This window comes from Pseudomonas sp. EpS/L25 (assembly GCF_001512295.1).
Lineage (GTDB): Bacteria > Pseudomonadota > Gammaproteobacteria > Pseudomonadales > Pseudomonadaceae > Chryseomonas.
This window is the reverse complement of record NZ_LNUP01000018.1, coordinates 226,323-242,014: the sequence shown is the minus strand read 5'-3', so window position 1 is coordinate 242,014 and position 15,692 is coordinate 226,323. Positions and strand designations below refer to the sequence as shown.

Sequence of the window (15,692 nt, the reverse complement as noted above, 5' to 3'; positions counted from 1 at the left end):
CTAGTCGTTGAGTTCCAGCGCCATCGCCGTGGCCTCGCCGCCGCCGATGCAGATGGCGGCCACGCCCCGGCGCAGACCGCGCTGGCGCAGCGCCTGGATCAGGGTGACCAGGATCCGCGCGCCGGACGCGCCGATGGGATGGCCCAGGGCACAGGCGCCACCGTGCACGTTCAGGCGTTCCGGGTCCAGCCCCAGGGCGTCCTGGGCGGCCAGGGCCACCACGGCGAAGGCCTCGTTGATCTCGAACAGGTCGACGTCGCTCAGTTGCCAGTCGATGCGCGCGAGCAAGGTGCGGATGGCGCCGATGGGCGCGGTGGGAAAGTCACCCGGGGCGCCGGCATGGGCGGCATGGCCACGGATCGTCGCCAGCGGTCTCAGGCCTTCGCGCGCAGCCGTGCTGGCCCGCATCAGCAGCAGCGCCGCGGCGCCATCCGAGATGGAGCTGGCGTTGGCCGCGGTGACGGTACCGCCTTCGCGAAAAGCCGGCCTGAGGGTGGGAATGCGCGCCGGATCGGCGCGACGGGGTTGTTCATCGGTGTCGATGCTCAGGGTCTCCTTGCGCCCCGCCACCTCCACCGCGACGATCTCGCTGGCGAAGGCGCCACTGGCCTGGGCCTGGCGCGCCCGTTCGAGGGACTGTTGGGCGTAGGCGTCCTGGCGTTCGCGAGCTATGCCCAGCCGCGCCGCACAATCCTCGGCGAAGGTACCCATCAGGCGCCCGGGTTCGTAGGCGTCCTCGAGGCCGTCGAGGAACATACTGTCGATCAGGGCACCATGGCCCAGGCGATAGCCGCTGCGCGCCTTCTCCAGCAGGTAGGGCGCCCGGCTCATGCTTTCCATGCCACCGGCCACCACCACCTCGGCGCTGCCGGCGCGCAGCAGGTCATGGCCGAGAATGGCCGCTTGCATGCCGGAGCCGCACATCTTGTTCAGGGTGGTGCATCGGGTGCTCTGTGCCAGCCCCGCCCCCAGCGCCGCCTGGCGGGCCGGCGCCTGGCCGAGACCGGCGGGCAGTACACAGCCCAGGAGCACCTCGTCGACCCGCTGCGGCGACCAGCCGGCCCGCGCCAGTACCGCGCGCACCACGGCGCTACCCAGTTGCGGCGCCGACAACGCCGCCAGCTCGCCGCCCAGGGCCCCCATGGGCGTACGGGCGGCGGCAACGATGACGATGGGATCGTTCATGGCAACTCTCCTAGGCCCTTTACGAAAGGTGCCTACACTCAGTGATGCTTCGTTGAAAAGCGCCTGGTGGCCAGCCCCGTCGCAAGGCTCGTTTACCACTCGTAAACTCGAGCGCGAGCCCGGCCCGCTTCCTCAGCGCTTTGATTCGCTGGCGCTCACCCTTCGGGCCAGCCGTTGGCTGTTACTTTCGTTGGTCATTGCGCCTCGCCTGACCATCGCTCGGCGACCTTTCGTACAGGTCCTAGTGTGGTGTTTCAGAAGTTCGCGCAAGAATTGGCGAGTGATTCTTCTGCTCGGGCCAGGGGCCGCGACGAGCCATAGCAGGGCTATGGCGAGGAGTGGCAACGCCGCCCGGGCAAAAAAAGCGCCGCCAAAATTGTGCAGTTGACTTCTGAAACACCACACTAGCGCGGGGCCATGCGCAAGGCGCCGTCGAGACGGATCACCTCGCCATTGAGCATGGGGTTTTCGATGATATGGCGGACCAGGGCAGCGAATTCCTCGCCGCGCCCGAGCCGTGGAGGAAAGGGCACATTGGCGGCCAAGGCCTCGCGTACCTCGGGGGTCATGCCCGCCATCATGGGCGTCTCGAAGACGCCGGGGGCGATAGTCATGACGCGGATGCCCTGCCCGGCCAGCTCACGGGCGGCCGGCAGGGTCAGCGACGCGACACCGCCCTTGGACGCCGCGTAAGCCGCTTGGCCGACCTGGCCCTCGAAGGCGGCGATGGAGGCGGTGTTGATGATCACGCCACGCTCGCCGCCGACATCGGCTTCGCTCTCGACCATGGCCGCTGCGGCCAGCCGCAGGACGTTGAAGCTGCCCACCAGGTTGACGTTGACGATCCGGGCGAAAGCAGCCAGATCGTGCGGGCCATTGCGGCCAAGGATGCGCGCCCCGCCGACGATGCCGGCGCAACTGATCGCCCCGTGCAAGCCCCCCCAACGCGCCAGGATGGCCTCGACCGCCGCCGTCAGCGCCTCGGCATCGGTGACGTCGACCGGCAGGGCGAAGGCCTGACCGCCCAGGCGTTCGGCCTGGGCCTGCACCGTCTCGGCCTGCAGATCCAGCAAGGCCACCCGCGCCCCCGCGGCCACCAGCGCCTGGGCGGTAGCGGCGCCGAGGCCGGAACCGGCGCCAGTGACCAGGAAGGTTCGCTCATCGATACGCATGCCTGAACTCCATGAGAGACTGCCTGCATCTTCGATCGCACCCAGAGGGCGGACAAGGGCCGAATCGCTCACTGGAGCTGAGCGATTCGGCCACCCTTCACCAGGGCAATACCTGGCCCTGATGGTCCAGGAAGGCGCAACCCGCCTGGCCCGCGCGGGATTCGATCACCGTCACCAGCCCGGCCACGCTGTCACTGATCGCCACCGGCGCGCTCGCTCCGCCCAGCTCGGTCCGCACCCAGCCCGGATGCAGCGCCAGCACCGCGAAGGACGGCTGCCGCCCGGCCATCCAGTTCTGCAACAGGCTGTTCAGCGCCGCCTTGCTGGCGCCATAGAGGGGCATCTCCACGGCGCGCGCCAGGCTGACGCTGCCCATCTGCGAACTCAAACAGGCCGCGACGCCCTTGGCAGCCATGTACGGCGCCAGGGCCTCCAGCACCCGCAGGGGTGCCACGGCATTGGTCAGGAACAGCTCGCCCAGCTCGGCCGCCGTCGCGCGCTGCCCCTCGCTCTCCAGCGGTCCCATGATGCCGGCGTTGACGATCAGTCGGTCCAGCGGCTCGCCCTGCAGTTCTTCCGCGAGGCGCCCACCCAGCCGCGACTCGCACAGATCGCCGAGCACCACCCGCAGCCGCCCACCGGCCTGCGCCGCCAACGCCTGCAGACTCGCATTCGGCGTCCGCACCACCGCCAGCACCTACGCCCCCTGAGCCAGATAATCTTCCAGCAATCCAAGCCCTATGCCTCGCGAGGCACCGATCACCCAGACGTTCATCGCTCCTCCTCAATCCACCAGGGCAATACGCAGATGTCGCTTCTTGCCCAGACTCACCCGTCGACCGGCGTCGGTCACGACCAGCCGAACATCGGGGTCGACCACCGCCTGCTCATCCAGCCGCAGGCCGCCACCCTCCGCAAGACGGCGAACCGCACTGCGCGACGGCTGCAGGCCCGCCTGCACCAGCAATTCGACAAAGCTGACGCCCGCCGCCAACTGGGCGCGGCTCAAGGCGAGCGCGGGCAATTGACCGCCCTCTTCCCGCTCGGCGAACACCTCGGCCGCGGCTCGCTCGGCTTCACGCTGGGCGACCTCGCCATGGGCGAGCCGGGTCACCTCGTTGGCCAGCACTGTCTTGGCCAGATTGATTTCCGCGCCGCCCAGGGCGCCCAGTTGGCGGACTTCATCCAGCGACAGCTCGGTGAACAGTGCCAGGAAACGCTCGACGTCGGCATCGTCGCAATTGCGCCAGAACTGCCAGAAGTCGAAGGCCGACAGCCGCTCCTCGTTGAGCCAGACCGCACCCTGGGCCGACTTGCCCATCTTGCGACCATCGCGGGTAGCCAGCAGCGGCATGGTCAGGCCATGGAGTTGCGGACCGCCCTGCCGGCGCGACAGCTCCAAGCCATTGATGATGTTGGCCCACTGGTCAGCGCCACCCAGTTGCAGGGTGCAGCCGTAGCGGCGCGACAACTCGACGAAATCGTAGGCCTGCAACAGGGTGTAGCCGAATTCCTCGAAGGACAACGAATGCTCGCGGTCGAGGCGGTTCCTGATGGCATCGAAGGTCAGTAGGCGATTGATGGAGAAATGCCGGCCCACGGCGCCGAGGAAATTCAGGTAGCCGAGGCCATCGAGCCATTCGGCGTTATCCACCACCTGGGCACGGCCATGGTCGTCGCCCACGTCCAGGTACCGGTGGAAGGCCTTGGCGATGCCGGCCATGTTCCGGGCGATCTGGCCATCGGTGAGCACCGGACGACCGCTGTCGCGAAAGCTCGGATCGCCGATACGGGTGGTGGCGCCACCGATCAGCAGCAGGATGGGATGGCCGGCGCGCTGCAGCCAGCGCATCAGCATCAGGCCCTGCAGATGGCCGACGTGGAGGCTGTCGGCGGTGGCGTCGAAGCCGAGATAGCCGGTGACTGGCCCGGCGGCGAAGGCCTGGGCGAGCCCGTCACGGTCGGTGGTCTGGTGGACGAAACCGCGGGCTTCGAGGGTGGCGAGCAGGTCTTGGGTGGTGCTGTCCATGGAAGTCTCCTGTGGCTGGACGGTGCCAGGGAGACCGGGAGAAGTTGCCTTGACCGAGCCGCCCTAGGCGGTTCGGTCATGCAGCGCAGTACCTACCACCCGATGTTGGTCAGGTAGTCGTAATAGGCGCTGATGGGGCAAAGGAAGATACGCATGGACGCCACGCTACCGAGTCGCCCGGCCCTTGGCAACCCGCTCCTGCGCGACACGACCACACCGCTCGCTCCGCCGCTTCGACCAAACGTCGTACCTCCGCCCGCACCGCTGAACAAACCGCCAGAGTGACGCTCCGACAGCTGTCCTTTGCCAGCCGTATCGAGATGCAGAGATGAATCCGTCCGCTCCCACCGCCAAGGTGGCCCCCACCGTTTTCGTCATGCCAGGCGTGCCTGGACAGGGAAAAGTTCTTGTGTGAGAGGATCTCGCTGATGAAAAGAATAACACCGGGCAACCTGCTGCTGATCCTGCTCTGCCTCACCGTGCTGGCCTATGCCACCAATCTCATGGGCTAGCCAGGTCTTCGGTGCAGGTGATTCCGGGCGACGACCGGGCGCGAACCGGCGGATGCCGGTTGCCCTTCGCCGCGACCTGGCCTAGCGTTCAGGATTCGACTAGCCAGAAAGCTGCCATGCGATGCCCAGTCAAACCTCCAGCGCCATCGAAAGCATCGAATTGCTGGCGTCGCTCGACGCCATCACCACCCTGCTCCGCGTCGTCTGCGATCTCAGCGGGCTGAAGTTTGCCGCGGTGGCGGAAGTCTCCGAGCAGCGCTGGACTGCCTGTGCCGTCCACGACCGCCTGGACTACGGCCTGGCGGTGGGTACCGAGCTGGAACTCGAAGCCACCTTCTGCAGCCATGTGCGCTCCTCCCACGACCCGGTGATCATCGCCGACGTGGCGCAGGATCCCGCCTATTGCGATCACCCGCTGCCCCAGCTCTACGGCTGGGGTAGCTATGTCTCGCTGCCGGTGTTCCGTCCCAACGGTACCTTCTTCGGCACCCTGTGCGGCTTCGACCGCGTGCCCGCACCGCTGCTCGCTCAGCCGTCCACGATAGTGACGCTGGAGGGCTTCGCCCGACTGCTGGGCGAGCTGATCGCCCACGAGGAACAGCGGCGCGACGAAACGCCTGGTCCGCGCAGCGACAGCGATCTGCAGGCGCTTCGCGAACAGTTGCTGGCACTCCTCGATGACGACCTTCACCGACCCTTGCAACGACTGTCGCACGCCGCGGCGGCTTGGGCCGAGCAGCTTCCCGCGGTGCACCCCTGGCAGGCCGAAGCCCGGCAACTGGCACGCCGCAGCGCCGACGGCGCGGATTTCGTCCGCGCCCGGCTGGGACATGGACCGCTGTTGAAGCCGACGCTGGTGAACGGGGTGAACGAAGCCTTCGAGGCACTGATCGGCGAGCTGGTCGTGCGCTGCCCGGACCGTCGCTTCAGTACCGCCCTGCCCGCCTCGCCAGGTGCCCTGCGCCTCGATCTGCCTCATCTGCTGCGCGCCTTGGAGGCGGTGCTGGAATTTGGCGTCGCCGGCAGCGCGCCGGGAGGGGTCATTCACCTGCAAGGAGAAATCAAGGAGCGCACCTATCGGCTGCAGGTGGAGTACCCAGGCCCGCCGCTGGAAGCGGCGACCCTGCCCCAACTGTTCCAGCCGCGGCTGGTCACATCAGGGACCGACGCCTCCCCACGCCTGGAAGTCGGGCTCTACCTCGCCCAGGAAATCGTTCGAGGCCATGGCGGCGTCCTTACCGCCCGGACCCAGGACGGCCGCAATCGCCTCACCCTGACCCTGCCCACCGCCCTGGACTGAAACCCTTGTCGCTACCCTCCCCCCTGCTGGTGATCCGTCACGGCGAAACCGACTGGAATGCCAGCGGGCGCCTGCAAGGACGCCAGGACATCCCGCTGAACGCACGTGGCCGGGCCCAGGCCCAGGCCGTGGGCTGCGCACTGCGCGATCGCCTCGACGTGACTACCTTCGCCTGCCTGAGCAGTCCGCTGGCGCGGGCGAGCGAGACCCTGGCGCTGATCCTGGCGCAACTGCCAGGTACGCCCCGCACGTTGGGCACCGACGATCGCCTGATGGAAAAGGCCTTCGGCGAATGGGAAGGCCTCGATGGGCCGACCATCGCCGCACGCTATCCCCGCGAACATGCCGAACGCGCCCGCGAGCCCTACGGCTTCAGAGCACCGGGCGGCGAAAGCTACGCGGATGTCACCGAGCGCCTGCGCCCGCTACTGGCCAGCCTTGCCGGCCCCACCCTGCTGGTGGCCCATGGCGGACTGATCCGCAGCCTGCTGGTGGCGACCGGCCTGGCCGTACCCCGGGAGGCCACCCAACTGGTCATCCACCAGGGCCGCTGGCTCGAACTCGACGCGCGCGGCTATCGCTGGTACAGCGCCGCCGGCTGGGCGGAGGAAGCGGCGGACCCGGAAGTCCGCCTCAGCTCAGCCGCCGGGCGAACTGACTGACCGCACCCACCACCTGGCGGGCGCCGTCCTGGATCTCGGTGATGCGTACGCCGGCATTCCCTGCCAGCTGCAGCCCCTGTTCCGCCTGCTGCCGGCTGGCCGCCATGTTGGCTACCGCCGTCTGCGCCAGTTGCTGGTTCTGCTGCACCACGCCAACGATCTCCTCGGTGGCCTTGCTGGTGCGGCCGGCCAGTTGCCGTACCTCGTCCGCCACCACGGCGAAACCGCGACCCTGCTCGCCCGCCCGCGCCGCCTCGATGGCCGCGTTGAGCGCCAGCAGGTTGGTCTGCTCGGCGATGCCGCTGATGGTCTTGACGATGGCACTGATCACCAGCGATTGCTTGCCGAGGTCCTCGATGCCATTGGCGGCGACCTGGATCTCATCGGCGATGCGCGTCATCACCGCGACGGTGTCCTGCACCACGGCGGCGCCCTGGCGCGCGCTTTCATCGGTGGTCTGGGAGATGTCGAAGGCGACCCGCGCCGCCTCGGCCACCGCCAGCTCCTGCTCCACCTGCTCGGTGATGACGGTAGCGAACTTGATCACCTTGTAGAGCTCGCCACGGGTATCGAGTACCGGGTTATAGGAAGCCTCCAACCAGACCGTACGGCCGTGGCTGTCGATGCGCTTGAAGCGACCGGCCACGTAGTCACCCCGGTTGAGCCGTTCCCAGAAAGCCCGGTACTCGGCCGAGTCGGCTTCTTCGCGACTGCAGAACATCCGATGGTGCTTGCCGACGATCTGCGCCAGCGAATAACCCATACCCTGCAGGAAGCGCTCGTTGGCGGTGAGCACCTCGCCGGACAGGTCGAATTCGATCACCGCGGTGGAGCGCAGCAGCGCATTGATGATGCCGGAGTGCTCGGTGGAGGTTTCCACCTGTGCGGTCCGGTCGTAGGCATAGCAGCGGATCTGCTTGACTCGCCCCTGGGCATCGCGCACCGGCGTCCAGATCGCATAGAGCCACACCACACCGCCCGTTCCGCGCAGCAAGCGGTAGATGCCGCTGGCCTGGCGGCCCTCGCTGAAGCTCTGCTTCAACTCCCGGTAGCAGACCAGCCGCTTCACGTAGTCGGGGATGATGTCGTCCAGCTGGCGACCGCTCAGGCTGCCGGGGGCATAGCCCAGGCAGAGGCTAAAGTTCTCGTTGAAATCCTCGATCCGGCCCTGGGCGTCCAGCAGTAGGCAGAGAGCATCGTTACAGAACGCCGTGCGCAGCTGGCGATGGTCCGCCAGTTCGGCTTCGAGTTCGGCAATACGACGTTTGAGCGACGAGTTGAACATGGGATCACCCAGGAAAGTTGTGTCTTTCTCTGGTTCGACGCGCCAGGACATTTCTTGACGCCCCGCCGGACGAGTTGTCCGACCTCGCCCCACGCGCGACGCCCGGCGGCGCTGGCCACCCGCGCCCCGCCGCGAAACCGCGGCGGCTCTAGCCTGCACCCATCGCCTTGGTTGGAAGCAGCCGGTAGCCGTGCGACGGTCAGGATAATCGTCTCGGACTACCGTTCAGCGAAACGACCAGCGGTCAGGCACAGGTGGCGGTCGCTGGACGCGGCACGGGCTGCCGCGTCCCCGCTTCGAGACGCCGCGCCAGGCTGGACAGGTCGATCAGGGTCGCCTGGCGGCTGCTGCCCGGCGCGCCGACACCGACCCAACTCTGCGCACGCAGCGCCGGTGGCACGCCTCCTTCGAGGGCCGCTTGCCAGCTGCGCGCCAGCGCGTCCTCGCGCAGGCCGGTGAAGGTATCGATGGCTTCCACCCGCTCGACGACGAAGCCCAGCCGGAGATGCTGGCCCTCGACCACGATCACCTGGTCGCCGCTCCCGGTCGCGACGGCCCGCTCGCCCGCCAGGGTGCGCAGGCAGATCAGGGTGATCTGCTGGCCGCGCACCTCCATCATGCCCAGCAGCCGGGTATCGGGCTGCCCCAGGCGCAGGTAATGTCCGGGTAGCGGTAACACCTCGGCCACCTGATCCAGGGGCACGGCGAACGCCAACCCGGCCAGGAAGGTCAGGCAGGGCTGGCGACGCGCCTGGCTACGCTGCTCGACCAGCAGATTACGGTCGGTTCGATAGATACGCGCATAGGCCAGCGTCGCCTCCAGGCGCCCGAGCGCCAGGTGATCGATCACCACCGCCGCCTCGCCCTGGGGATCGGTGAAGATCCCCCGCAACAAGTCCGGCTGCTGCAGACCGAAGCCGAGCAGCGGCGCGCAGTGCGCCGGATCACGCCGCCACATGCCGAGCAGCCGGTCGAAACCGAAGGCCACGCGATACTCCCCCTGCTCGCCGGCCACCAGCACCAGCAACTGCTGGCGCTGCGTCGGCGCCGAGCGGGCCAGCCCCAACAGCTCGCACAACTCCAGCACCGGCAATCGCTGTCCGCGTAGCTCGACCTCCTGGCGGCAGCAGTCGCTGGCGAAGTCGCTGGCGCTCAACTGCGGCCGGTCCACCAGCTCCTGCACCACCGCCGCATCCAGGCACAGGCGGCGGCCATCGCACTCGAACAGCAGATAGAGCCGCTCCTGGCCACTGCCAGCCCCGGCCAGTTCCCGCCGGTCCCGCAGCGAATCGCTACTGAGCTCGAAATCCGGCAGCGCCACCAGGGCATCCAGGTCGAGCAGATGCACCAGCCGTCCGCTATCCGGATCGAGGTGGATTCGCCCCAGCAATCGGCCAGCCGGGCCCTGCAGGCGATCGATCAGTTCGTCCGCCAGTCGCAGCACGTCCACCACCCCATCGACGCTCAGGCCGAAGCGACCACCGCCGTGGCGGATCACCGCGACCCGGCGCGGCGTATCCGGCGGCGGCAATCCCAACAGCCCATGGCCATCCACCAGTGGCAGCGGCCGACCGCTCAATTCGAACAGGCCGAGCGACCAGGGCGCAGGACTGGGATGGGCGGTCAGGCGCTCCGGCCAGGACACCACGCGCTCCAGTGCCAGAGCGGGCACGGCGACCTCCAGGTCACCGATCCGGACCACGCCCTGCGCCAGACTCACGAACGCCCTCCCGGCAGCGTCGGGCTCGCCGCGTTGGTCGCCGCATCCAGCTCCTGGATCAGTTGATTGACCCGGGCCGCATCGTCGAGCTGCAGTGCCGTTGAGCCATTGATCGCCTCGATGGACTGCTGGGTCTTGCCCATGCCTTCGGCGATCAGGCCGAAGGCTTCCCCGACACTGCGCGAGATCTCGCTGCCCTGGGCGATGCTCTTCACCGACTCCAGGATCAGCTTGTTGATCTCCTTGGTCGCCTGGGACGACTTCTCCGCCAGCTTGCGCACCTCGTCGGCCACCACCGAGAAGCCCAGGCCATGCTCCCCGGCCCGCGCGGCCTCGATGGCGGCGTTGAAGGCCAGCATGTTGGTCTGGTTGGCGATGTCGCTGATCACCTGGACGATGTCCTGGATGCCACCCGCGGTAGTGCCTATGGTCTCCATGGCATCGAGCGACCGGTTCAGCGTCAGTGAACCGCGTTCCGCCTCCTCCAGGGTACGGCGCGCGATGCGATTGGCTTCGTCGGTGGTCTCGGCGATCTGGTTGATCGAACGGGTCAAGGCGTGCAGCGACAGATTCATCTGCTCGATCTTCTGCCGCACGTGCTGCTCCATTTCCACCTGGCGGGTAATGTCGGTGGCGAACTTCACCACCTTGTGCACCTGGCCCTCGGCATCGAAGATCGGGTTGTAGGTGGCCTGGATCCAGATCCGCTGGCCGAACTTGCTCAGCCGCATGAAGCGGCCGCCGAACACCTCGCCCTGCGCCAACCGCGCCCAGAACTCGCGGTACTCGCCCGAGGTGACGTATTCGTCCTCGCAGAAGATGCGGTGATGCTGATGGCGGATTTCCTCCAGGCGATAGCCAAGGGTCGCCAGGAAGTTGCGATTGGCATCGAGGATCTTGCCGGTGAGGTCGAACTCGATCATCGCCTGGCCCCGGTCGATAGCCGCCACCTTGCCGGCGTAGTCGCTGTTGCGAATCTGGCTTTCGGTGATGTCCACCGCGAACTTCACCACCTTGCACGGTTTGCCGTCGGCGTCGAAGATCGGATTGTAGGTGGCCTGGATCCAGATCTCCTCGCCACGGCTGTTGCGCCTCTTGTACACCCCGGCGTCGAATTCACCCCGCGCCAGCTTGTCCCAGAACAGTCGGTACTCGGCCGAGCGGGCATAGTCGTCCGGGCAGAAGATCCGGTGATGCTTGCCCACCACCTCGTCGGCCTGGTAGCCCAGGGCCAGGAGGAAATTGCGGTTGGCAGTGAGCACCGTGCCCTCGAGGGAAAACTCGGCGATCGCCTGGGACCTGTCGATGGCCGCGACCTTGCCCTCGTAGTCGCTGTTGCGCAGTTGGCTCTCGGTCACGTCGCTGGCGAACTTCACCACCTTGTACGGATGCCCTTCGGCATCGAGGATGGGGTTGTAGGTGGCCTGGATCCAGATCTGGCGGCCATCGCTGGCGCGTCTCTTGTACAACCCGGTATCGAAATCGCCACGCCCGAGCTTTTCCCAGAACAGCCGATAGCCCGGCGAGCGTGCAAAGTCCGGCTCGCAGAAGATCCGATGATGCTTGCCCCGCACCTCCTCCAGGCTGTAGCCGAGCGCGGACAGGAAGTTCTCATTGGCGTCGAGGATGTTGCCGTGCAGATCGAACTCGATCACCGCCTGGGCGCGGTCGATGGCCGCCATCTTGCCCTGGAACTCGGCCGCCTGCAGTTGCGCAGCCGTCACGTCGGTGGCGAACTTGACCACCTTGTAGGCTCGGCCCTCGGCATCCAGGATGGGATTGTAGGTCGCCTGGATCCAGATCGGCCGACCGTCACGGCGGATGCGCTTGTAGACCCCGGAATCGAAGATCCCCTGCCCCAACCGATTCCACAGCAAGGCGTAATCCGCCGACCGCGCGTAGTCGGCCGGGCACATGAGGCTGTGATGGCGGCCGCGCAGCTCTTCCAGTGCGTAGCCGGTCATCCCGAGGAAATTGTCGTTGGCCCAGAGCACGTTGCCCTGCAGGTCGAATTCGATCACCGCCTGGGATCTATGGATGGCGGCGATCTTGCCCTCGTACTCCACCGCCTGCAGGCGACTCTCGGTGATGTCGGTGGCGAACTTGATGATGCGCACCGGCCGCCCCGCCGCGTCGAGCAGCGGTTTGTAGGTCGCGCGGATCCAGACGGTGCCACCCTCCTTGCGCTGCCGGCGGTAGACGCCACTGTGGAATTCGCCCCGTCCCAGCGTCTCCCAGAAGCTCTGGTAATCGACGCTTTCCAGCACCTCTGGCGGACAGAACAGCCGATGATGGCGTCCGCGTACCTCGTCCAGGGTGTAGCCAAAGGTCTGCAGGAAGTTGTCGTTGGCCGCCAGTACGGTGCCTTCGAGATCGAACTCGATGATGGCCAGGGACTTGTCCAGCGCCTGGCGCAGACTCTGGTAGACGGAAGCTACATCGACGGCAGCGGGCTCAGCAGCGGTGGGGATCATGGGTAGCTCCGGGAAAGGTTCTTGTGCCCCAGGCTATCGGCAATTGCGATAACAAATTGAGCAAACAGCCATCATCGAAGCGTTATTTTTCAACGGCCGACAGCAGTCGGCCGACGAATGGTCGCCACGCGCGAGGCGGCGTTTCAGACCACCAGCTTGGCGCCGATAACCATCAGCATAACGGCCAGGCAGGGCCTGAGTACCGTGTCCGGCACCCGCCCGGAAAGATGGCTGCCCAAGAAGATGCCCGGCAACGAGCCTAGCAGCAGGAAGCCCAGCACCTGCCAGTCCAGGTTACCCAGGCCGGCATGGCCCAGTCCGGCTACCAACGTCAGAGGTACCGCATGGGCGATCTCGGTCCCTACCAGGCGCCGGGTAGCCATCAAGGGATAGAGCATGAACAGCGCCACCGTCCCCAGGGCACCGGCACCGATGGATGTCAGGGTGACCATGAAGCCCAGCACTGCCCCGGTGAGTACCGTCAGCCCATTCAGGCGCCCGGCGCTCAGATGGAAGCGGTCGCCAGCGTGGCGGCTGGCGAAGGCGAAGATCTGCTTCCTGAAGAGTATGGCGCTGGCCGTCAGCAACAGCACGACGCCCAGGGCATGCTTGATGAGCGCATTGGTGGCGTGCTGGTCGCCTGGCAGCAGCGCGAGCGCGACCAGCGTCAGGGCCGCGGCCGGTACGCTGCCCGCGGCCAGCCAACCGGTCACCGACCAGTCGATGTTGCGATTGCGCTGGTGGACCCAGACGCCACCCGCCTTGGTGATGGCCGCATACAGCAGATCGGTGCCCACCGCCGCCGCTGGATTGATGCCGAACCAGAGCAGGATGGGCGTCATCAGGGAGCCGCCGCCCACACCCGTCAGGCCAACGATGAATCCCACTACCAGCCCCGCGATGACGAAGCCTATTGCACCTACTTCCATTACCGTCCCAATTGCCGTTGTCGGCTCATTCAGAGGCCGCACAGCATAAACATTAGGCTTATGTCGGCATATATTAAAAAAATCTTTACTTATAACCATTCGCCAGGCAGCGGCGCGACGAGCTGCTACTCTCCGATGCCGCCGTCAACCGGCACCGGGTAAGGTCCGAAGGTCGGCCCAGGTCCGGGACGCATCATGCAAGGGCGTCACACCTAAGGATGACCACCACCAGGGGCGCGATGGGCATCGAGATAGGCGTCGATCTCGTCCTGACCATACCCCGCGCGACGGGCATGGGCCTCCACCGCCTCCCGGCAGGCTGGCTCGGTCACGCTGTTCGGCAGCGGCGCACTGCAGGGCGTCAGGCTCGTCTGGGCGAGAAAGGTCGACAGCTCCTGCTTGTGCTCTTCGGAGACCGGGTGGGTTCCCGTGGTCGGGGCATGGGCTGCCAGCGGCGGTGCGGTAGTGGCCACCACCGCAGGTTCGCTACTGGTGGAATCGCTACGATGCGTGGTCAGCACCGCCGCCACGACCAGCACGCCGAACCCCAGACTCAACAGCAACAGCTTGCGCGTCGAACTCCCACTCATGGTCATCTTCTTCCCTACTGCTTAATTCCAGTTGCCGACATCCGAATCGATTGAGACCACGAGCGGCCGAAAGTTTCTTCCAAAGAAGTCATACAATATTTTTTCCGCCCATATTCAGCCTGGATACTGCGTGCCACACTCGGGGGTCAAGGGGACAGGAGGGACTCATGCAGCAGAAGGATTTCACCGATCCACGCCTACGCCAGCTCGCGGCCGATCTCTCGCTCGCCGACCGCCTCGCGGAAGCCGGCCAAGCAGATCTCAACGTCGAATTGAAGCACCGGGTCCGCGAGGATCTGGAAAGGGCTCTGCGCGAGGTCGGCCAGCTCAGCGAAGAGCAGGCGCTCTGGTTGCGCTGGGCGACTAGTTGAGAAGGTCGCCAGCCGGTTCGTGCCTGCACGTCGTTTCGCTGTAACCAACGGCTGCTAGCTTTTGGCTGTCCCCTTCCCTGGAGCCTGGCATGAAATCGGACTATGAAATCAGTGACGACATCGCCCACGTAGTCGGGGGCACCCTGATGAGCCTGATCCTGCTCAGCAGCGGCATGATCAGTGGCGTCTTCTTCCTGCTGGGCTGAATCACTGGCCTGCCGCCCCGTCGGCATGCCGCACTGCTGACTTGGCGCCCCGGACAGGCGGGGCCCATCCAGGCACCGGAAGGCCGCTTCGGTTACTTGCAATACCTGTCCCGGGCGTTACTCTTAGGCTATTCGAATAACAAGAAGCGTCGACGCCTGGAGAACCGAACCATGCGCACCCAGCTCACCCGCTCGATCACCCTGTTCGACGATCAGGGCCTGATACCTTCAGCGACATCCCACGTCTCGCCACGCAGCCAGGACCGCCCTGCGCAGGTACAATCGGAGAAAACCCTCAATACCCTGCTGCTCGGCCTGTCACTCACCTACCTCGGGGCCATCTTCAATCCGCTGCTCCAGCATCTTTATTAGGCTCTGTACGAAAAGTCGCCGAGCGAAGGTCAGGCGAGGCGAAAAAGGCCGAGGAAGCGGAGTTTACGAGCGGTAAATGAGCATTCCGAGTGCCTTTTTCAACGAAGCATCACCGAGCGCAGGCATTTTCGTACAGAGCCTAGCAACGCCAAGGCTGGCGCCGGCTGGCATCGGCGAAACGCCTAGCCTGAGCCTCACCTGACCGCTGCCTGTCGGGCACCTGGGGCGATTCTCGAGCGGGACGAAAACGAACCAGGGGATTCGAGTCGGCCTGTGCGCCCGCGCCGGGCGAATCGCAGGCGCAAAAAAACCGGCGCGAGGCCGGTTCTTCTGACGTGCATCTTTGATTGGTGCGGACGGAGAGACTCGAACTCTCACACCTTGCGGCGCCAGAACCTAAATCTGGTGTGTCTACCAATTCCACCACGTCCGCGAGACGCTTAAAGACGAACGCCAGACACGGGGTCTGGCGTTCGCAGAATATGGGGTGGACGATGGGAATCGAACCCACGACACCAGGAGCCACAATCCTGTGCTCTACCAACTGAGCTACGCCCACCATATCGCTTTTGCTTGCCGTCGCCGAACCGCCAATGGCGCGCCCGGCAGGACTCGAACCTGCGACCATCCGCTTAGAAGGCGGATGCTCTATCCAGCTGAGCTACGGGCGCCTGTTCGGCAGCTGCCCTCGCCGAGACTTCTTTTGGTGTGAAGCCTCTGGCTTTGCCCTTCGTCAGTGACTTGGGCTGTGCTCGGCAAGCGGGGCGCATGTTATAAAGCTCCCGCCTGCCCGTCAACAAATTTCTGAAAAAATTTTAAGCAGAAGAATGAGTTAGCCGTCGCTGAGCGGTCGCTGTTGCCAGCAGGCCCGTCCATGCGAAAATA

General features: G+C 65.9%; 11 protein-coding genes, 3 tRNA genes and 4 pseudogenes. 4 read left to right on the top strand and 14 right to left on the bottom strand.

What is annotated here, in order from left to right; genetic code table 11:
• The 4 genes from AR540_RS23480 to tyrS all read right to left on the bottom strand — a co-directional run bounded on the left by AR540_RS23480 (position 1) and on the right by tyrS (position 4,386).
• A complete protein-coding gene (locus AR540_RS23480; protein ID WP_059232373.1) occupies positions 1 to 1,185 on the bottom strand; it encodes an acetyl-CoA C-acyltransferase in 1,185 nt (394 codons plus the stop codon).
• Between the two features lie 404 nt (positions 1,186 to 1,589).
• Positions 1,590 to 2,357: an SDR family NAD(P)-dependent oxidoreductase gene (locus tag AR540_RS23475; protein ID WP_059232372.1), complete on the bottom strand. Its 768-nt coding sequence runs from the start codon at positions 2,355 to 2,357 to the stop codon at positions 1,590 to 1,592.
• A 97-nt stretch (positions 2,358 to 2,454) separates the two neighbouring features.
• On the bottom strand, positions 2,455 to 3,054 hold the full coding sequence (locus AR540_RS23470) for an SDR family NAD(P)-dependent oxidoreductase (protein WP_236712115.1): 600 nt from the start codon (positions 3,052 to 3,054) through the stop codon (positions 2,455 to 2,457).
• An 87-nt stretch (positions 3,055 to 3,141) separates the two neighbouring features.
• Entirely contained in the window at positions 3,142 to 4,386 is a 1,245-nt protein-coding gene (gene tyrS / locus AR540_RS23465) for a tyrosine--tRNA ligase (RefSeq protein WP_059232371.1), read from the bottom strand.
• A 633-nt stretch (positions 4,387 to 5,019) separates the two neighbouring features.
• Between tyrS and AR540_RS23460 the strand changes: the two genes are divergently transcribed.
• Together AR540_RS23460 and AR540_RS23455 are read left to right on the top strand one after the other, a co-directional pair.
• Positions 5,020 to 6,198 carry a GAF domain-containing protein gene (locus tag AR540_RS23460; protein WP_059232370.1) on the top strand — a complete coding sequence of 393 codons (1,179 nt, stop codon included), beginning with the start codon at positions 5,020 to 5,022 and terminating at the stop codon, positions 6,196 to 6,198.
• 5 nt (positions 6,199 to 6,203) lie between these two features.
• Positions 6,204 to 6,860: a histidine phosphatase family protein gene (locus tag AR540_RS23455; protein WP_082707091.1), complete on the top strand. Its 657-nt coding sequence runs from the start codon at positions 6,204 to 6,206 to the stop codon at positions 6,858 to 6,860.
• Here AR540_RS23455 and AR540_RS26735 read toward each other — a convergent pair.
• From AR540_RS26735 to AR540_RS23430, 7 genes and pseudogenes are all read right to left on the bottom strand, one after another.
• Positions 6,832 to 7,269, bottom strand: a pseudogene (locus AR540_RS26735) (methyl-accepting chemotaxis protein); the annotation flags it as partial. The gene AR540_RS23455 and the pseudogene AR540_RS26735 sit on opposite strands and share 29 nt — an antisense overlap.
• Before the next feature lie 105 nt (positions 7,270 to 7,374).
• Positions 7,375 to 8,145: pseudogene (locus AR540_RS26730) on the bottom strand (PAS domain-containing protein); the annotation flags it as partial.
• 244 nt (positions 8,146 to 8,389) lie between these two features.
• A complete protein-coding gene (locus tag AR540_RS23445; RefSeq protein ID WP_059232368.1) occupies positions 8,390 to 9,865 on the bottom strand; it encodes a chemotaxis protein CheW in 1,476 nt (491 codons plus the stop codon).
• Positions 9,862 to 10,308, bottom strand: a pseudogene (locus tag AR540_RS26725) (methyl-accepting chemotaxis protein); the annotation flags it as partial. The pseudogene AR540_RS26725 and the gene AR540_RS23445, both read right to left, overlap by 4 nt.
• Before the next feature lie 168 nt (positions 10,309 to 10,476).
• Positions 10,477 to 12,339: pseudogene (locus AR540_RS23440) on the bottom strand (PAS domain-containing protein); the annotation flags it as partial.
• Positions 12,340 to 12,482: 143 nt separating this feature from the next.
• Positions 12,483 to 13,268, bottom strand: a complete 786-nt coding sequence (locus tag AR540_RS23435) for a sulfite exporter TauE/SafE family protein (RefSeq protein ID WP_059232366.1) — start codon at positions 13,266 to 13,268, stop codon at positions 12,483 to 12,485.
• A gap of 212 nt (positions 13,269 to 13,480) precedes the next feature.
• Positions 13,481 to 13,858, bottom strand: a complete 378-nt coding sequence (locus tag AR540_RS23430; protein ID WP_059232365.1) for a hypothetical protein — start codon at positions 13,856 to 13,858, stop codon at positions 13,481 to 13,483.
• 167 nt (positions 13,859 to 14,025) lie between these two features.
• Here AR540_RS23430 and AR540_RS23425 point away from each other — a divergent pair, with 167 nt between their 5' ends.
• Together AR540_RS23425 and AR540_RS23420 are read left to right on the top strand one after the other, a co-directional pair.
• Positions 14,026 to 14,229: a hypothetical protein gene (locus AR540_RS23425; RefSeq protein ID WP_059232364.1), complete on the top strand. Its 204-nt coding sequence runs from the start codon at positions 14,026 to 14,028 to the stop codon at positions 14,227 to 14,229.
• Positions 14,230 to 14,606: 377 nt separating this feature from the next.
• A complete protein-coding gene (locus AR540_RS23420) occupies positions 14,607 to 14,807 on the top strand; it encodes a hypothetical protein (RefSeq protein WP_059232363.1) in 201 nt (66 codons plus the stop codon).
• Between the two features lie 348 nt (positions 14,808 to 15,155).
• On the opposite strand, the gene AR540_RS23415 is transcribed toward AR540_RS23420, so the two are convergent.
• The 3 genes from AR540_RS23415 to AR540_RS23405 form a co-directional block, all read right to left on the bottom strand.
• Positions 15,156 to 15,240: transfer RNA gene (locus AR540_RS23415), tRNA-Leu, on the bottom strand.
• A 50-nt stretch (positions 15,241 to 15,290) separates the two neighbouring features.
• Positions 15,291 to 15,366 (bottom strand) — tRNA-His (locus AR540_RS23410).
• Between the two features lie 35 nt (positions 15,367 to 15,401).
• Positions 15,402 to 15,478 (bottom strand) — tRNA-Arg (locus AR540_RS23405).
• Positions 15,479 to 15,692 lie beyond the last annotated feature (214 nt).

What these genes read in the sequence shown, in the direction of transcription:
- AR540_RS23480 (WP_059232373.1), bottom strand. Translation starts at nt 1,185, where the DNA reads ATGAACGATCCCATCGTCATCGTTGCCGCCGCCCGTACGCCCATGGGG.
- AR540_RS23475 (WP_059232372.1), bottom strand. Translation starts at nt 2,357, where the DNA reads ATGCGTATCGATGAGCGAACCTTCCTGGTCACTGGCGCCGGTTCCGGC.
- tyrS (WP_059232371.1), bottom strand. Translation starts at nt 4,386, where the DNA reads ATGGACAGCACCACCCAAGACCTGCTCGCCACCCTCGAAGCCCGCGGT.
- AR540_RS23460 (WP_059232370.1), top strand. Translation starts at nt 5,020, where the DNA reads ATGCCCAGTCAAACCTCCAGCGCCATCGAAAGCATCGAATTGCTGGCG.
- AR540_RS23435 (WP_059232366.1), bottom strand. Translation starts at nt 13,268, where the DNA reads ATGGAAGTAGGTGCAATAGGCTTCGTCATCGCGGGGCTGGTAGTGGGA.
- AR540_RS23430 (WP_059232365.1), bottom strand. Translation starts at nt 13,858, where the DNA reads ATGAGTGGGAGTTCGACGCGCAAGCTGTTGCTGTTGAGTCTGGGGTTC.
- AR540_RS23425 (WP_059232364.1), top strand. Translation starts at nt 14,026, where the DNA reads ATGCAGCAGAAGGATTTCACCGATCCACGCCTACGCCAGCTCGCGGCC.
- AR540_RS23420 (WP_059232363.1), top strand. Translation starts at nt 14,607, where the DNA reads ATGCGCACCCAGCTCACCCGCTCGATCACCCTGTTCGACGATCAGGGC.